This window comes from Paraburkholderia sp. HP33-1 (assembly GCF_021390595.1).
Classification (GTDB): Bacteria; Pseudomonadota; Gammaproteobacteria; order Burkholderiales; family Burkholderiaceae; genus Paraburkholderia.
Genome location: NZ_JAJEJR010000002.1, coordinates 688,424 through 703,373, shown reverse-complemented (window position 1 = coordinate 703,373; position 14,950 = coordinate 688,424). Strand labels below are relative to the sequence as shown.

The following is a 14,950-nucleotide window of genomic DNA, read 5'->3' as shown; positions in this document are numbered from 1 at the left end:
TACGCGGCCGGTTAGCGTTGCAACAGCGATTGAAAGTGGGTGTAGACGCGCTCGGCGTCCGGCTCGAGGCCCGTGAAAATGCGCATGGCATCGACCGCCTGATAGACCGCCATGCCCCCGCCGCTCAGCGTGCGGCAGCCGAGCGCCTCGGCCGCCTGCAAAAGCGCGGTGCGGATCGGGAAATAGACGATGTCGGCGACCCACAGGTCGCGGTGCAGCAATTCAGCCGGCAGCGGCAGGCCCGGCATTTTAGCCATTCCAGTCGGCGTCGCGTGAATCAGCCCTTGCGCGGCCGCCAGCGATTGCTCGAGCGACGTGCCCGCGCTGACCTTGGCTTGAGGGAAGCGTTTCTGCAATTCGTCGGCGAGCGACTGTGCGCGCTCGGCGTCGACGTCGAACAAGGTCAGCGACTGCGCGCCCATGTTCAGCGCCGCGTGCGCGACCGCTGCGCCCGCGCCGCCGGCGCCCAGCTGTACGACGCGTTCCAGCGACACGTCCGGCAGGCCACGCTGGAACGCGCGCGCGAAGCCGGACCAGTCGGTGTTGTGGCCGATACGCTTGCCGTCCTTGAACAGCACGGTGTTGACCGCGCCGAGCGCGCGGGCGTCGTCGGACAGTTCGTCGAGCAGCGGAATCACCGCCTGCTTGCACGGATAGGTGATGTTCAGACCGTTGTAGCCCATCCGTTCTGCCGCCGTCAGCAGCTCCGGCAGCGCGGCTGTGTCGAGCTTCTGCGCATCGAGATCGATACGCCGATATACATAGTGCAGACCGAGCTTGCTACCCTCTTCCTCGTGCATCGCGGGCGTGAGCGAGCCGCCGATGCCCGAGCCGATCAGGCCAACCAGAAACGAATGGGGCGTGGCCCGCAAGTTCGCCTGCGCATTCGCCAGCGCGGCGATCTGCGCGTCGCTCCGGGTATTTGCTTGAGTGTTCATTTCGCCGCCCTATTCTTAAGAATCGTCGCCATCCGTTCCAGCGCGAGCACATAGCCCTGCGTGCCGCAGCCGACGATGATCGCGTCCGCCACCGCCGACACGTACGAGTGATGCCGGAACGCTTCGCGTCGATGCACGTTCGAGATATGCACCTCGATGACGGGCTTCTCGATCGCGGTCAGCGCGTCGGCTATCGCGACCGACGTATGCGTGTACGCAGCCGGATTGATCACGATGCCGTCCACCTTCGTGCGTGCCGCGTGCAGCCAGTCGATCAGCTGATGCTCGGCGTTCGACTGGCAGAAGTCGATCGCGAGGCCGAGGCGCTCGCCCGCGTCGCGGCACAGCTTCGCGACGTCGTCGAGCGTTTCCGAGCCATAGATGGCCGGCTCGCGCGTGCCGAGCAGATTGAGATTCGGTCCGTTCAGGACCAGTACGGAGGCAAAGCTCATGACAACGACTCCTGCAAGATAAGGCGCGACTCGAACCGCTGCACCCGCGGCGGTTTTTCGACGCGTAGCGAAGTATGCGCGCGTCTGTTGCTGCCGTCATTCGGGGTTTCTACGAATTTGTACCATCTAGTTAGTTTGTATAGACTATCGAAACTCGGGGCTAGTATGGGGAATTCTGGCCTACGTCTTGCTCCGGTGCGTAACGAACTGGCCCATTTTGCGCATTGCAGCAAGACCGGCAGGTCGCGCCAACCGGCGGGCCGCAGTGGTTGGTCTGTTCATTTTCCCCATCGTTTGTCCGTTTTTGCAGGAGCCGTTCATGCAACATTCGATTGCCACCGTGTCGATTAGCGGCACCCTCGTCGAGAAGCTGAGCGCGATCCGCGCGGCGGGCTTCGAAGGCGTCGAAATCTTCGAGAACGACCTGCTGTATTTCGACGGCTCGCCCGCCGACGTGCGCCGCATCGCCGACGACCTCGGCCTCAAGATCATGCTGTTCCAGCCGTTTCGCGATTTCGACGGCGTCAGTCCCGAGCGGCTCGAGCGCAATCTCGACCGCGCGAAGCGCAAGTTCGACGTGATGCACGAACTCGGCACGGACCGCATCCTCGTGTGCAGCAACGTGTCGCCAGACACGATTTGTGACGACTCGCTGATGATCGACCAGCTCGGCGCGCTGGCCCGCGCGGCCGAGGCGGCCGGCGTGATCGCCGGTTACGAGGCGCTCGCGTGGGGCAAGCACGTCAAGACCTACCGTCATGCGTGGAAGCTTGTCGACGCAGTGAACCATCCGAGCCTCGGGCTCGTGCTCGACAGCTTTCATACGCTGTCGCTGAACGACACGCCCGACGCGATCGCCGACATTCCGGGCGAGCGCATCGCGTTCGTGCAGATCGCGGACGCGCCGAAGCTCGCGATGGACGTGCTCGAATGGAGCCGCCACTACCGCTGCTTCCCCGGCCAGGGCGACTTCGATCTCGCGAACTTCACCGCGCAGGTCGTCAAAGCCGGCTACAAGGGCCCGCTTTCGCTGGAAATCTTCAACGACGGCTTTCGCGCCGCCCCCACCACGATCACGGCCGCCGACGGCCATCGCTCGCTGCTGTTCCTCGAAGAGCAAACCCGCGCGCTCCTCGAAGCGCAACAACAGCCGCAGAAGACGACCAGCGACCTGTACCGCTCGCCCGCGGCGCCCGCGCACGTCGGCTATCAGTTCCTCGAATTCGCAGTCGATGACACAACCCGCGCGCAGCTCGCCGACTGGCTCGGCAGGCTGCGTTTTCGCCAGGCCGGCCAGCATCGCTCGAAGGACGTAACGCTTTATCAGCACGGCGCGGCATCGATCGTGCTGAACGCCGAGCCCGATTCGTTCGCGAACGCGTTTTTCCAGCAGCATGGCCTGTCGCTGTGCGCGTCGGCGTTTCGTGTCGACGACGCGAGCCAGGCGTTCGAGCGCGCCGCCGGCTTCGGCTACGCGCCGTTCTCCGGCCAGATCGGGCCGAACGAGCGCGTGCTGCCTGCCGTGCAGGCGCCGGACGGCAGCCTCAACTATTTCGTCGACGAAACGCCGGACCAGCCCACGCTATTCGAAGCCGATTTCGTGCTGACCGATGTCAACGGGCCTACCGAGGTGGGACCGCTCGAGCGCATCGATCACGTGTGCCTGTCGGTGCCGGCAAACGCGCTCGATACGTGGGTGCTGTTTCTGCGTACCGCGCTGGGCTTCCTGGCCGAGCCGGGCGTGCTCGTGCCCGATCCGTACGGCCTCGTGCGCAGCCGTGCGCTGCGCAGCCCCGACGGCTCGGTGCGGATCGCGCTGAACGCATCGGTGGATCGCCATACGGCGGTCGCCGAGGCGCTGCACACGTATCACGGCTCCGGCCTCAACCACGTCGCGTTCAGCACCAGCGATATCTTCGGCGCGATCCCCGAATTCGTCGCCGATGGTGTGCCGCTCCTGCGCATTCCGCGCAATTACTACGACGACCTCGCGGCCCGTTACGCGCTGTCCGACACGCTGCTCGAAGCGATGCGCGCGAACAATATCCTGTACGACCGCGATGAACGCGGCGGCGAGTTTTTCCACGCTTATACGGAGCAACTCGACCAGCGCTTTTTCCTCGAGATCGTCGAACGGCGCGGCGGTTATGACGGCTATGGCGCGGCCAATGCGGCGGTGCGGCTCGCGGCGCAGGCGCAGCGGCGCAAGTAAGGCGCAGGCGGGAAGGCGGGGCGGCGGCTCAGGCACGCGATCTGCGTCTCCGACCGGAGCCGGGTCGCCGGGTCGCTATAATGGCGCCTGCTTGCGGCCCTAATCGCCGAATCAACGCCAGGAGACATATGAAGAAGTTCGCTGCGGTCCTGTCCCTTTCGCTACTGCTCAGCGCTTGCGCGTATTTCCAGAAAGACCCGGATTCCGGCGAGCCCGTCACGGACACGACGACGCAGCGTTCCGTCGACGACGTGGTCGCCTGCCTGACGCAGATGGCCAATCATCACAACGCCGCATTCAAGTCGACCTCGATTCCGCAAGGCCAGATGCTCGACTTCGGCGACTCGAACATCGTCAAGGTACGCAGCGACAACGGTGCGACAACTTACCGTTTCTATGCGGGCAAGCGTCATGTAAGCAACCTGTGGATCGAATCGGCAGGCAAAACCTGCGCGCCGTAAGGCTTGGTTGCGCATAAAACCGAAGTTCCGGGCGCGAGAATCTGATCCATTGCAATGTTCATGTCACAGTATTACAGGACAATGGAGTCTTAAGAATCGTTTAAGACTTCGTCCGCATGATCCCCCGGACATGTCCCCGCACAAGGTGTGCTCCATGAACCAGCCCGAACCGAACGCCAACGAAACACCGGCCAAGCGGCCCACTATCCTGCGCCGTCTGCTGAGCCATCACGAACTCGCGACGCTGCTGCTGTTGTTGCACGCGCCGATCGATGCGTCCGCGAAACCTGAAATTCCGCAGCTTTACGAAGCGGGTCTCGTCGAGACCGTTTCGAGCGATGCGGGTACTCCGCATATTCGTCTGACGTCCAAGGGTAATGCTGTGTTGCGGGGGCTTGGAGTCAAGTAACGCGCGACCGTCGTAACTGTTTGAGGCCGTGGCAACGATCGACGTTGCCGCGGCCTTTTTCATTCAGGCTTCTCATGCCTGCCACACCCCATACCCCGCCTCGCGCAGCCCGATCGCCAATTCCACTTCCATATCCTGCACGCCGTGGCAAGGCATCGGGTTGAACACTTCGTACAGTTCGCGCATCAACCGCAAGCCGTAGACGCGCCCATAGCGATTGGCCTGAATGCCGGCTTCGTGCCGATCAAAGCGCAAGTCCGGGTCGAGCCCTGTCATGTCGACGTAGAAGCAAGGCTTGCTCTCTGTCGCAATAGCCTTCGCAATACGCCTACTTACATCTCTAGCACATTGATCTTTCGCGATTATTCGGCGAGCTTCGTCTTCGAAGCCAATATGAAAGAAAGCATCGCTATGGTTTAGATGTGGGACAAGAAACGAGTGGGAATTGGTATGAGAAAGCGAGCGAGTTGCGTCGCACTCAGAATGAGGAGCCGCACTCTTTTCTCGTCGAGTTCCCGCATCGGCATTTTGTTCCGATTTGCGTCGCACATCAGATCAGTTGCAACGGCTCGCTTCTCGACACGTCGATACGACTAGATCAACGATTGTTGGGCGCAAGACGGCACTTCAAGGGTGGCGACATGACCGCCTGGACACGACGGGAAATATTGCGAGCAACCGCTTTAGCCGTGACGGCGGCGGTATCGGCGAAAGCGTATGCCCAGCATGGAAACATGGGGCCGGTCAGTCCGCCTGTCCGCCTCACCGATATTCCGGTGGTCGACCAAACTGGCACGCCCCGAACGCTCGAAGCGCTGTTGAGTGAAGGCGTCACTGCGGTGCAGACGATTTACACGGGTTGCAGTTCGGTTTGCCCCCTTCAGGGAGCGCTATTCGGCGCCGTTCAAGACCGGATGCTGCAAGCCCGTACACGTTATCCAGTCCGCTTGCTGTCGATTGGAATCGACCCATTTGGCGATTTACCTTCCGCGCTTCGCGAATGGCTCGCACGTTTCAATGCCGGTCCGCGATGGAATGCGGTCACACTGGCTTCGGATGACGTCGACCGAACGCGAACTGAGTTGGCGGGGCGCCCAACGCTGCCACGTAGCATTGCCGACCATTCGACCCAGGTCTATTGCTTCGATCACGATGCGATGTTGCGCTGGCGCAGCGCTGATCTTCCACGAGTCGAAGAAGTTTGTGATGTTCTCGGTGTACTGGGAGTTTGAATACGTTCGAAGCGATTCACCTAAGCAAAGTTGCCAATCACACCAGGCGTATCACGTAACCCAAGAAAGGGGGCGTCGCGATGAAACGTAACCGATTTCCAACAAGTAATCTGAAGTCGTCGGCAGCGGGCACAAAAGCCTTGGCCCTGATAGTCCTCGGGTCGATGATGGTTGCAATGTGCGAGGATGTAACAGCGCAGACCGGGCCGCCGTCGCAGTGGACTGCGCCGATTTCTTTGCCACTGGTGCCGGCGGCAGCAGCGAATCTACCGAATGGAAAGGTGCTGGTCTGGTCGGCTGATAGTCCGCTGGACTTTACTGGCGGCGAAGTGAATTTGAGCAAGCACGAGAACAATGGGGGCACCTATACTGCGATCTTCGATCCGGTGGCGGGGACGAGCACGCAGGTGTTTGTCACCAATATCGGTCACGACATGTTCTGTCCGGGAATTGTCAATCTTCCCAGCGGCGATATTTTTGTGACGGGTGGATCGACTAGCGCGAAGGTCAGTGCTTTTAACCCCGCCTCCGGAAAGTGGAAATCCCAGAAAGAGATGAACATTCCGCGGGCGTATCAAGGCAGCGTGACACTGAGCAACGGTGACGTGTTTGTATTGGGGGGCTCATGGAACGGTGGGCTAGGAGGCAAGAGCGGAGAAACGTGGAGTAATTCGGGCTGGCGCGAGAATACCGGGGTAACTGCCAACTGGGGCAACCCTGATGTGACAGACGACGCCGAAGGAATATATCGTGCGGACAACCATATGTGGTTGTTCGCGGATTCCAACGGCATGGTTTTCCACGCTGGACCGAGTCGAGCCATGCAGTGGATTAGCACTGCAGGCGCCGGCAGCATATCTGCATCGGTAAATCGAGGCGCTGACAATGACGCGATGACCGGCAACGCGGTCATGTATGACGTTCGCAAGATCCTCGCGGTCGGTGGTGCGCCCGACTACGAAAACGACTACGCGACGTCGAACGCGACATTGATAGATATCGGCAGTGGAGCGACGAACACGCGCACGATAGCCCCAATGCACTATCAACGCGCGTTTGCCAACAGCGTTGTGTTACCGAGCGGCGAAGTCGTCGTGGTTGGCGGTCAAACCTATGCACAGCCTTTCTCTGACGACAATGCGATTCTGACGCCAGAGATCTGGAGCCCCGCGACTGAAACCTTTACGGCGCTTGCGGCCCAGGCCGTCCCGCGCACCTATCACAGTATCGCGCTGCTTTTGCCGGACGGGCGCGTTTTGAGCGGTGGTGGGGGCTTGTGCGGGGGATGTTCGAGCAACCACACTAACGTCGAAATACTGACGCCGCCGTATCTTCTCAATGCGGACGGTTCACCAGCGCCACGCCCGACAATCCTGTCGGCCCCCACGAGCGCGAGTCTCGGCTCGTCGATCTCGGTTAGCACCGACAGGGCGGTTAGCGCCTTCTCGCTGATGCGCCTATCGTCGGTAACCCATTCGCTCAACAACGAACAGCGACGCATTCCGTTAAGCTTTAGCGCGAGCAAGGCAGACCAATATGTGCTGCAAATTCCGAGCGATTCCGGAGTCGCCGTGCCCGGCTATTACATGTTATTCGCTCTCGACGCGAACGGAGTACCGAGTGTCTCAACCACTATTCGAATCCACTAATGACGCGCGACTTGAATCGGGCCGCCTTCACAATATGCGTGATGACGGCCGTATTTGTTGCTGCCAGATCCGCGGCAAATGGCGTGGATTTATCTCGAACCGTGGACCTGGGACGTGAGATTTTTAGCGGGCAGCGCACGCTGGTAGCGCACTTACGCGATGACGACCGCATCCTGCCCGACAGTGCTGTCCGCTGTATCAATTGCCATGACCACGCGGACGACACGGCGTCTTTTGCACCCCCTTTGACCAGCCGGTACCTGCTCAGCGATACACGCCGACGCGGCGGCCCGCCGAGCCGTTACAACCTGAGCTCGTTTTGCCGGGTCTTGAATGTCGGCGTTGATCCGACAGGAATCGTTCTGAAAAAAGCGATGCCGCAATACACTTTAAGCGATACAGATTGCGCAGCGCTTTGGAGCTTCGTCACGGCCCGATAGCGAAGGAAGATGACACGTGCAACGCCCCTCAGTTGCGCAGCGTACCGTGCAGCAGCATCCGGTATTCGGTCGGCGTAACGCCGACGGTCGCCTTGAATTGCCGCGTAAAGGCGCTGTGATCGGTGTAGCCGCAACGCGCGGCGACGTCGGTGACCTTGTCGTGCGATACCAGCAGCGCGGTCGCCGCATCGAGTCGCGTCTTCAGCAGCACCTGGCGCGGCGTCAGATGAAACACCTTGTGAAAATAGCGCTCCAGTTGCGCGACCGACATGTCCGCCATCGCCGCAAGCTGCTTCAGGTTCAGCGGCTGCACGTAGTTTTCCTGGATCGACTGCACGACGGCGGCGAGCCGGCTGTAGGCCGGATGGCTGCTTTCGTCGGCTTTCAGATCGCGTGAGATGCCGGCGAGACCGACCACCTTGCCAGACGCATCGCGCAACGGCTGTTTGCAGGTCAGGCACCAGCCCGGCTGACGGCCCGGATACAGATGCAATTCGAGCTGATCGAGCATCTGGTTGCCGACGCCGATGATCGCCTTGTCCTGTGCGGTATAGATGCGTCCGAAGCGGCGCGGAAACACATCTTCGGCGGTCTTGCCGAGCAATGCCGCCTTTTCCTTGAAACCGCAGCGCGAAGCGAGCGTGCGGTTGACGAGCACATAACGCGCGTCGGCGTCCTTCACAAAGAACACGACGTCCGGCATCGCGTCGAACACCGGCTCGAGCAATCTGAAATGTGACAGCATGCCGGACAACGTCATATCGTCCGTTTCGAGCGGATGAGCCAGCGTATTCATCGTGCGGGTTCCGTTGGAGCGTGCCAGGTTGAATGCGTCGGGTTGCGTTCGCGGATCGCTGCGCCGGTGCGGCTGGGCAGCCTGCATGTGCGGTCGATTGCGGTCGATTATAGAACCGCGCGGCGCCCGACAATATCCACCAGGGGTAAGCGCGGAGCCGTCATCGCGCCGCCGTCGGCGGTTCGGCCGCGCTGATCAGCGTGCCGATTTGCGCCGGGCTGAACGGCGGACGCGCCGCGGCAACCGGCCAACCGAAGTACAGGTTCGCGGCCGCGACGCAGATACGACCCTGACAAGGGCCCATGCCGCAGCGCGTCTGCAGCTTGGCGTCGCGCCAGTCGGCGCAGCGGCGCACCTCGCCGACGCTCACATCCTCGCAGCGGCACAGCAGCGTTGCATCGGCGGGCGGCGTGCGCGCGGCCTCGCCCAATGCGAACGATGCCGCGACGCGCGCGCCGAAGCTGCGCCAGCGCGCGCGTTGCGCGACGAGTGCCTGCAGCACGGCGCGCTGCGTGGCGCCCGCGCCGCTCGCCACGAGACCGGCGATCTCGCCTTCCGCGCAAGCGAGCTCCGCGCCACCGACTCCCGTGCACTCGCCCGCCGCATAAATGCGCTCGAGCGAGGTGCGCTGCTCAGCGTCGACGACAATCTCGCCCGCGTCGTTGACAGCGCAGCCGAGCGCCTGTGCAAGCGTGACGTTCGGCAGCAATCCGTAGCCGCACGCGACGCGGTCGCAATCGAGCGTCACATCGCGCCCGCCGCGCCGGATCGTCACCTGCCGCACGCGCCCGGCACCGCGCGCTTCGCGCACGATGCTGCCGGTCCAGTAGCGCAGTCCAGCGAACCCGCGCGTGAGGCCGATCGCCTGACGCAGCTTCTCGGGCTCGCGCAGCAGCGACACACCGAACCGCGCAACGTCGGCCGCCGACGCCTGCTCGACGACCGCGATCACGCGCGCGCCGGCCTCTCTCGCGGTACCGAGCGCGGCCAACAGCAGAGGTCCGCTGCCGGCGATCACGATCCGTTCGTCGCGCACCGGCATGCCGCCTTTTATCAGCGCCTGCAGCGCGCCCGCGCCGGTCACGCCGGGCAAGGTCCAGCCGGGAAACGGCAGAAGACGCTCGCGCGCGCCGGTCGCGAGGATCAGCCGGTCGTAGGACATCGACGCGCCGCCGTGTTCGGCGGATTCGAGCAGCAAGCCTTGCGCGCCGAGCGGCGCAATCACGCGAGTCGATGGCTGGTAGGTGAAGTTTTTCTGCGATTGCATCGCCATGAGCAACGCATGCAGCGGCGCTTGCGGCGGATGGACGGGCCCCTGACGCCAGATCTGGCCGCCGGCGCGCGGATTGTCGTCGATCTGTGCGACCGTCGCCCCCGCCTGCACCGCCGCCCGCGCGGCATTGAGTCCAGCCGGACCACCGCCGATCACCACGATGTCGTAGTGCTGCGTCATGCGTGCACAGTCCCGTTTCGTGTCCGCACGCGCTGGCCGTCGCGGCACAGCGTCTGGCATGCGAGCGCGTGCGCGCGGTCGTCGATCGTGACGCAGCACTCCTGACACACGCCCATCCCGCACAACGCTTCGCGTGGCTCGCCCTTGACCGACAGCCGCGAGCCGCACACGCGCGCGATCGCGAGCGCCGCGGCCACGGTCGTGCCGGGCTCGACTTCGATGCTGCGACCGTCGACCGTCAAACGGATGCGGGTCGTGTCAGCGTCGGTCATGGGCCACCTGTTCAACAAAGCGCACCGGCAGATAAGGTTCGAGCGGGATCGGCGCGGCGTGCCCTGCGATCTGCGCTGCGAGCAGTTTCGCGGTCGCGAGCGAGGTCGTCACGCCAAGCCCTTCGTGACCGGCAGCGAGCCACACGCGGGACGCGGAACCTGACGCAACGTCGGCCGCAAAATCGCCGGCCGGTCCGATCAGCGGCAGGCCGTCCGGCGACGCCGCGCGAAACCCCGTCCATGCGCGGATGCCGCTGAGCGTCGGCAACGCCGGCAAATACTGCGCGGCGCGTTGCAGCATCCGCGCGAGCACCGGCATCTCGACGGCGGGATCGGTCGTTTCGAACTGGCGCGACGAGCCGATCAGCAGTTGCCCGGTCGGACGCGGCTGCACATTGAACGCGACCGACGTGCCGGTTGCGTGATGCGCGCTCTTGATATAGCCAAGTTCGAGCAGTTGATGACGGATCAGCCCCGGGTAGCGGTCGGTGATCAGCAGGTGGCCTTTCTTCGGCTGCAACGGCAGCGACGGCAGCAATTGCGCCGCACCGAGGCCGTTTGCGACGACCACGTGCGCCGCGCTGATGCGCTCGCCACTCGCCAGCGTGACGCCGCCCGCACCGATCGACGCGACCGGCGCACCGAGCCGCACGCGGATATGCGCCGCACGCGGCGACTGCGTGAGCAGCCATTCGGCGGCGGTCGGCGCATAGACGATGCTGTCGTGCTCGATGCGCAGGCCGCCCGTCATCGATTCCGCAAGCGCCGGCTCGCAGTCGCGCAGTTCGGCCGTATCGAGCAGTTGCGCAGCGACGCCTTGCGCGGAAAACGCCGCATGCATCGCGCGCGCGGCTTGCCATTCTTCGTCGTCGGCTGCGACCCACAGCGTGCCGCAGCGCGCGAACGCGTCGCGCACGCGTAGCTGCGGCGCGAGCTCCAGCCATAGCTCGCGCGAATAGCGGCTCAGCGCGAATTCGGCGGACGAGTCGTTCATCACGACGATATGACCCATGCCAGCCGCCGTCGCACCGCCGCCGATGCGCTGCGCGTCGAGCACGTCGACACGCATGCCGAGCGCGGCCAATTCCGCCGCGCACGCGGCACCGACGATGCCCGCTCCGATGATCAGCGCGTCCGGGCTCATGCGGTCCGAATACCCCACGCGAACGGATCCCGCTCGTCGAAACACAGACGCCCTTCGGCCATGATGTGCGCATGACCGGTGATGGTCGGAATCACGTGGACGCCGTCGCCCGCGGCGCGATAGCTCGCCTCGAACACACTGCCGATGATGCTCTCCTGGCGCCACACCGCGCCCTCGGCAAGCTTGCCGTCGGCCGCGAGGCACGCGACTTTCGCGCTCGTGCCGGTGCCGCACGGCGAGCGGTCGTACGCATTGCCGGGACACAGCACGAAGCTGCGGCTGTCGAGGCCGGCACGCGAGCCCGCTCCGAACAGCTCGATATGGTCGATCAGCGCGCCATTCGCGCCGGTGATGTTCTGTGCGATCAGCGCGTCGCGAATCGCCGAGCTGAACGTGGTCAGGCTCGCGATGTTCGCGGCGTCGAGTTCGTGCCCATGCTCCGCGATGAGGAAAAACCAGTTGCCGCCCCAGCCGATGTCGCCGGTCAGCCCGCCGTAGCCCGGCACATCGACCTGCACCGCCTTGCGGTAGCGATACGCGGGCACGTTGCGCACCGCAACGCTGCCGTCTTCGTTCAGCGTCGCCTCGACCACGCCGACCGGCGTCTCGATGCGGTGACGTCCTGGCCCGATCCGCCCCATGTGTGCAAGCGACACGACGAGCCCGATCGTGCCATGCCCGCACATGCCGAGATAGCCGACGTTGTTGAAAAAGATCACGCCGGCCGCGCAGGTCGGATCGTCGGGTTCGCAGAGCAGCGCGCCGACCACCACGTCCGAGCCGCGCGGTTCGGTGACGATGCCTGCGCGCCAGTCGTCGAAGCGCGTGCGGAAAACGTCGAGCCGCTCCGCGAGCGTGCCACCGCCAAGGTCCGGGCCACCCGACACCACGAGGCGGGTGGGCTCACCGCCGGTGTGCGAGTCGATAATGATGAGGGATTTCATGTTGCCCATGGTAGAAACCGCGGGCCTGTGGGTCTTGGTGCGCGTGCGCGCGGATTGGGACGATTTCGGCATAGCGGTGAGGTGAATCGTCCATCACGGACGATTCACGCAGGACGTCCCGATATTCGGTATCTGCGCCAGCAAGCACGACGACAAACACGGCAAGCTCAGCAGACCGATCCCGACTCGCGCGGAAAATGCACATCGCCGGCAACTACGACATGCTGCAACGCAGATTTCAGCATATCTCGAGCCGCAGCAACCGGTAGCCACGTTTGTACACGGGCTGCAGCCGGAAACCATTCTGCGGCTCGATCTCGAGCAGCAGACGCAGCCGCGACACGTGACTGTCGATTGTCCGCGTGAATTCGCACAGTTCGCGGCCCCACACCGTCGCGAAGATATGGTCGCGCGACATGACGCGATCGACGTTGGAAAAGAATAGCGCGGCGATCCGGTACTGCGTGGGCGACAGCGGCACCGGTTCGCCGCGCAGCGTGACCGCCCGGCTGACCGTGTCGAAGCGATAGGGACCAATCTCGAAACAGCTCGCGGCGCTATACCGCTCGGGATATGCGCGCCGCAACAGCGCGGCGACGCGCGCGCGAAACTCGGCGTCCCGCAGCGGCAATGCGAGGTAGTCGTCGGCGCCGCCGGCGAGCGCGCGCACCATGCTTTGCTCCGACCCGTCGTTCGACACGAACATGATCGGCATGCGCTCGCCTGCTACCCGGCGCACCGAGCGCAACAGCTCCACGCCGGCGGGCCACGTATCCTGCCAGTCGAGCACCAGCAGATCCACCGTGGAGCGCCCTATCGACCTCGACATTGCGAGGCCGTCCTCATAGGCCGCGCAGAAATGGCCGGCTTTCACCAGAACTTGTTCAATCGACTGACGCATGACCGGGTCACGCTGAAGAACAGCAACGCGCATGGGATGGACTCTCGACGAAGACACCCAGGTCATTCTCGGAGGTACACCCCGGTCTCTCCCATCGGAGCACTCCTAATTTCCGCACTCTTCCTCGATCCCATCAGGCGCTACCGCGGGACTCCATCTTTCATCCTGTAAAATCCGCGCCGGCCTCTGTCGTCAGCGCGACCGCCCTATCCGGACGGCGCGCCGGTGTCCCGTGCTCTACCCAGCGCCTGCCACACTACTCACCCGACGACCGCCGCATGTCCACGCGTCACCCGCGTGGCTCTCAATAGATCAAAACGACACAGCAATGCAAGCGACAAATCTGGGTGGAGCGCAGGCTGTCACCCCACGCCCGCTTGGGCACAGCGATTACAAAACACTCGGTCTCGCCGCGCTCGGCGGAGCGCTCGAGTTCTACGACTTCATCATCTTCGTTTTCTTCGCGCCGGCGATCGGCCAGCTCTTCTTCCCGGCGGCGATGCCGGACTGGCTGCGTCAGGTGCAGACCTTCGGCATCTTCGCGGCCGGTTATCTGGCGCGGCCGCTCGGCGGCATCATCATGGCGCACTTCGGCGACCTGTTCGGCCGCAAGCGCATGTTCACGCTGAGCGTGCTGCTGATGTCGGTGCCGACGCTGCTGATGGGCCTGATGCCCACCTATGCGAGCATCGGCGTGCTCGCGCCGGTGCTGCTGCTCCTGTTCCGCGTGATGCAGGGCGCGGCTGTCGGCGGCGAAGTGCCGGGCGCCTGGGTGTTCGTGTCCGAGCATGTGCCCGGGAGGCACGTGGGCTATGCGTGCGGTACGCTGACGGCCGGCCTCACCGCGGGCATTCTGCTCGGCTCGCTGATCGCGTCGGCGGTCAATCGCCATTTCACGCCGGCCGATATTTCCGCCTATGCGTGGCGTATCCCGTTCCTCGTCGGCGGCGTGTTCGGCATGTTCTCGGTTTATCTGCGCCGCTGGCTGCACGAGACCCCGGTGTTCGCCGAACTGAAGCAGCGTAAGGCGATCGCCGCCGAAGTGCCGCTCAAGGCCGTGTTGCGTGATCACGGCCGCGCGGTGATCGTGTCGATGCTGCTCACGTGGATGCTGTCGGCGGCGATCGTCGTCGTGATCCTGATGACGCCCACGCTGCTGCAAAAGCAATTCCACATCGAGCCGGCCACCGCGCTGCTTGCGAACTGCGTGGCGACGTTGTGCCTGACGATCGGCTGCGTGATGGCGGGTTCGCTCGCCGGACGCATTGGCGCGGGTCGCACGATTTTCGTCGGCGGCCTTGCGCTCGCACTCACCTACTACGTGATGTTCCGCCAGTTGGCCGTCGATACGTCCATGCTGGTGCCGCTGTATGGACTGGCCGGGCTCTTCGTCGGCGTGATCGGCGCGATTCCGCTCGTGATGGTCCGCGGGTTCCCGCCGGTGGTGCGCTTCTCCGGCATCTCGTTCTCTTACAACGTCGCGTATGCGGTGTTCGGCGGTCTGACGCCAATCGTCGTGTCGCTGATGATGAAGTCGAACCCGCTGTCCGCGCCGCTTTACGTCGCGGCGATCTGCGTGCTTGGCGCGCTGACCACGCTGTTCATCAAGGATGCGCCGCCGGCGCGTTGATTCGATGGATTTCGCGT

At 63.8% G+C, this 14,950-nt stretch carries 15 protein-coding genes and 1 pseudogene; 7 read left to right on the top strand and 9 right to left on the bottom strand.

Annotated features, from left to right (window positions below):
- Window positions 1-11 precede the first annotated feature (11 nt).
- Complete coding sequence (locus L0U81_RS19230; protein ID WP_233805108.1) at window positions 12-938, bottom strand: shikimate dehydrogenase; 927 nt, start codon at window positions 936-938, stop codon at window positions 12-14.
- Window positions 935-1,390: a type II 3-dehydroquinate dehydratase gene (gene aroQ / locus L0U81_RS19225; RefSeq protein WP_233805107.1), complete on the bottom strand. Its 456-nt coding sequence runs from the start codon at window positions 1,388-1,390 to the stop codon at window positions 935-937. Before aroQ ends, L0U81_RS19230 begins: the two co-directional genes overlap by 4 nt.
- 319 nt (window positions 1,391-1,709) lie before the next feature.
- Here aroQ and L0U81_RS19220 point away from each other — a divergent pair, with 319 nt between their 5' ends.
- The 3 genes from L0U81_RS19220 (at window position 1,710) to L0U81_RS19210 (ending at window position 4,472) form a co-directional block, all read left to right on the top strand.
- On the top strand, window positions 1,710-3,602 hold the full coding sequence (locus L0U81_RS19220) for a bifunctional sugar phosphate isomerase/epimerase/4-hydroxyphenylpyruvate dioxygenase family protein (RefSeq protein ID WP_233805106.1): 1,893 nt from the start codon (window positions 1,710-1,712) through the stop codon (window positions 3,600-3,602).
- A gap of 128 nt (window positions 3,603-3,730) precedes the next feature.
- Entirely contained in the window at window positions 3,731-4,063 is a 333-nt protein-coding gene (locus L0U81_RS19215) for a hypothetical protein (protein WP_233805105.1), read from the top strand.
- Between the two features lie 154 nt (window positions 4,064-4,217).
- Window positions 4,218-4,472, top strand: a complete 255-nt coding sequence (locus tag L0U81_RS19210) for a hypothetical protein (RefSeq protein WP_233805104.1) — start codon at window positions 4,218-4,220, stop codon at window positions 4,470-4,472.
- A gap of 72 nt (window positions 4,473-4,544) precedes the next feature.
- On the opposite strand, the pseudogene L0U81_RS19205 reads toward L0U81_RS19210, so the two are convergent.
- Window positions 4,545-4,769, bottom strand: a pseudogene (locus L0U81_RS19205) (hypothetical protein); the annotation flags it as partial.
- 344 nt (window positions 4,770-5,113) lie between these two features.
- On the opposite strand from L0U81_RS19205, the gene L0U81_RS19200 reads away from it, so the two are divergent.
- The 3 genes from L0U81_RS19200 (at window position 5,114) to L0U81_RS19190 (ending at window position 7,793) form a co-directional block, all read left to right on the top strand.
- Window positions 5,114-5,704, top strand: a complete 591-nt coding sequence (locus L0U81_RS19200; protein ID WP_233805103.1) for an SCO family protein — start codon at window positions 5,114-5,116, stop codon at window positions 5,702-5,704.
- Between the two features lie 80 nt (window positions 5,705-5,784).
- Window positions 5,785-7,353, top strand: a complete 1,569-nt coding sequence (locus tag L0U81_RS19195; protein WP_233805102.1) for a galactose oxidase-like domain-containing protein — start codon at window positions 5,785-5,787, stop codon at window positions 7,351-7,353.
- Complete coding sequence (locus tag L0U81_RS19190; RefSeq protein ID WP_233805101.1) at window positions 7,353-7,793, top strand: hypothetical protein; 441 nt, start codon at window positions 7,353-7,355, stop codon at window positions 7,791-7,793. The genes L0U81_RS19195 and L0U81_RS19190 overlap by 1 nt, the downstream gene beginning before the upstream one ends.
- Before the next feature lie 28 nt (window positions 7,794-7,821).
- On the opposite strand, the gene L0U81_RS19185 is transcribed toward L0U81_RS19190, so the two are convergent.
- The 6 genes from L0U81_RS19185 to L0U81_RS19160 all read right to left on the bottom strand — a co-directional run bounded on the left by L0U81_RS19185 (window position 7,822) and on the right by L0U81_RS19160 (window position 13,336).
- A complete protein-coding gene (locus L0U81_RS19185; protein ID WP_233805100.1) occupies window positions 7,822-8,589 on the bottom strand; it encodes an AraC family transcriptional regulator in 768 nt (255 codons plus the stop codon).
- Between the two features lie 160 nt (window positions 8,590-8,749).
- A complete protein-coding gene (locus L0U81_RS19180) occupies window positions 8,750-10,042 on the bottom strand; it encodes an FAD-dependent oxidoreductase (protein ID WP_233805099.1) in 1,293 nt (430 codons plus the stop codon).
- On the bottom strand, window positions 10,039-10,314 hold the full coding sequence (locus tag L0U81_RS19175; protein WP_233805098.1) for a (2Fe-2S)-binding protein: 276 nt from the start codon (window positions 10,312-10,314) through the stop codon (window positions 10,039-10,041). Before L0U81_RS19175 ends, L0U81_RS19180 begins: the two co-directional genes overlap by 4 nt.
- Window positions 10,301-11,458 carry an NAD(P)/FAD-dependent oxidoreductase gene (locus tag L0U81_RS19170; protein ID WP_233807845.1) on the bottom strand — a complete coding sequence of 386 codons (1,158 nt, stop codon included), beginning with the start codon at window positions 11,456-11,458 and terminating at the stop codon, window positions 10,301-10,303. The genes L0U81_RS19175 and L0U81_RS19170 overlap by 14 nt, the downstream gene beginning before the upstream one ends.
- On the bottom strand, window positions 11,455-12,411 hold the full coding sequence (locus L0U81_RS19165) for a 4-hydroxyproline epimerase (RefSeq protein ID WP_233805097.1): 957 nt from the start codon (window positions 12,409-12,411) through the stop codon (window positions 11,455-11,457). Before L0U81_RS19165 ends, L0U81_RS19170 begins: the two co-directional genes overlap by 4 nt.
- Window positions 12,412-12,640: 229 nt before the next feature.
- Entirely contained in the window at window positions 12,641-13,336 is a 696-nt protein-coding gene (locus tag L0U81_RS19160) for a response regulator transcription factor (protein WP_233805096.1), read from the bottom strand.
- A 295-nt stretch (window positions 13,337-13,631) separates the two neighbouring features.
- Here L0U81_RS19160 and L0U81_RS19155 point away from each other — a divergent pair, with 295 nt between their 5' ends.
- Window positions 13,632-14,933 (top strand): MFS transporter, encoded by a 1,302-nt coding sequence (locus L0U81_RS19155; protein WP_233805095.1) that lies wholly within the window; start codon window positions 13,632-13,634, stop codon window positions 14,931-14,933.
- Window positions 14,934-14,950: the final 17 nt, after the last annotated feature.

Excerpts from the sequence above, each read along its gene's own strand:
- L0U81_RS19230 (WP_233805108.1), bottom strand. The coding sequence starts at position 938 with ATGAACACTCAAGCAAATACCCGGAGCGACGCGCAGATCGCCGCGCTG.
- aroQ (WP_233805107.1), bottom strand. The coding sequence starts at position 1,390 with ATGAGCTTTGCCTCCGTACTGGTCCTGAACGGACCGAATCTCAATCTG.
- L0U81_RS19220 (WP_233805106.1), top strand. The coding sequence starts at position 1,710 with ATGCAACATTCGATTGCCACCGTGTCGATTAGCGGCACCCTCGTCGAG.
- L0U81_RS19215 (WP_233805105.1), top strand. The coding sequence starts at position 3,731 with ATGAAGAAGTTCGCTGCGGTCCTGTCCCTTTCGCTACTGCTCAGCGCT.
- L0U81_RS19210 (WP_233805104.1), top strand. The coding sequence starts at position 4,218 with ATGAACCAGCCCGAACCGAACGCCAACGAAACACCGGCCAAGCGGCCC.
- L0U81_RS19200 (WP_233805103.1), top strand. The coding sequence starts at position 5,114 with ATGACCGCCTGGACACGACGGGAAATATTGCGAGCAACCGCTTTAGCC.
- L0U81_RS19195 (WP_233805102.1), top strand. The coding sequence starts at position 5,785 with ATGAAACGTAACCGATTTCCAACAAGTAATCTGAAGTCGTCGGCAGCG.
- L0U81_RS19190 (WP_233805101.1), top strand. The coding sequence starts at position 7,353 with ATGACGCGCGACTTGAATCGGGCCGCCTTCACAATATGCGTGATGACG.
- L0U81_RS19185 (WP_233805100.1), bottom strand. The coding sequence starts at position 8,589 with ATGAATACGCTGGCTCATCCGCTCGAAACGGACGATATGACGTTGTCC.
- L0U81_RS19180 (WP_233805099.1), bottom strand. The coding sequence starts at position 10,042 with ATGACGCAGCACTACGACATCGTGGTGATCGGCGGTGGTCCGGCTGGA.
- L0U81_RS19175 (WP_233805098.1), bottom strand. The coding sequence starts at position 10,314 with ATGACCGACGCTGACACGACCCGCATCCGTTTGACGGTCGACGGTCGC.
- L0U81_RS19170 (WP_233807845.1), bottom strand. The coding sequence starts at position 11,458 with ATGAGCCCGGACGCGCTGATCATCGGAGCGGGCATCGTCGGTGCCGCG.
- L0U81_RS19165 (WP_233805097.1), bottom strand. The coding sequence starts at position 12,411 with ATGGGCAACATGAAATCCCTCATCATTATCGACTCGCACACCGGCGGT.
- L0U81_RS19160 (WP_233805096.1), bottom strand. The coding sequence starts at position 13,336 with ATGCGCGTTGCTGTTCTTCAGCGTGACCCGGTCATGCGTCAGTCGATT.
- L0U81_RS19155 (WP_233805095.1), top strand. The coding sequence starts at position 13,632 with ATGCAAGCGACAAATCTGGGTGGAGCGCAGGCTGTCACCCCACGCCCG.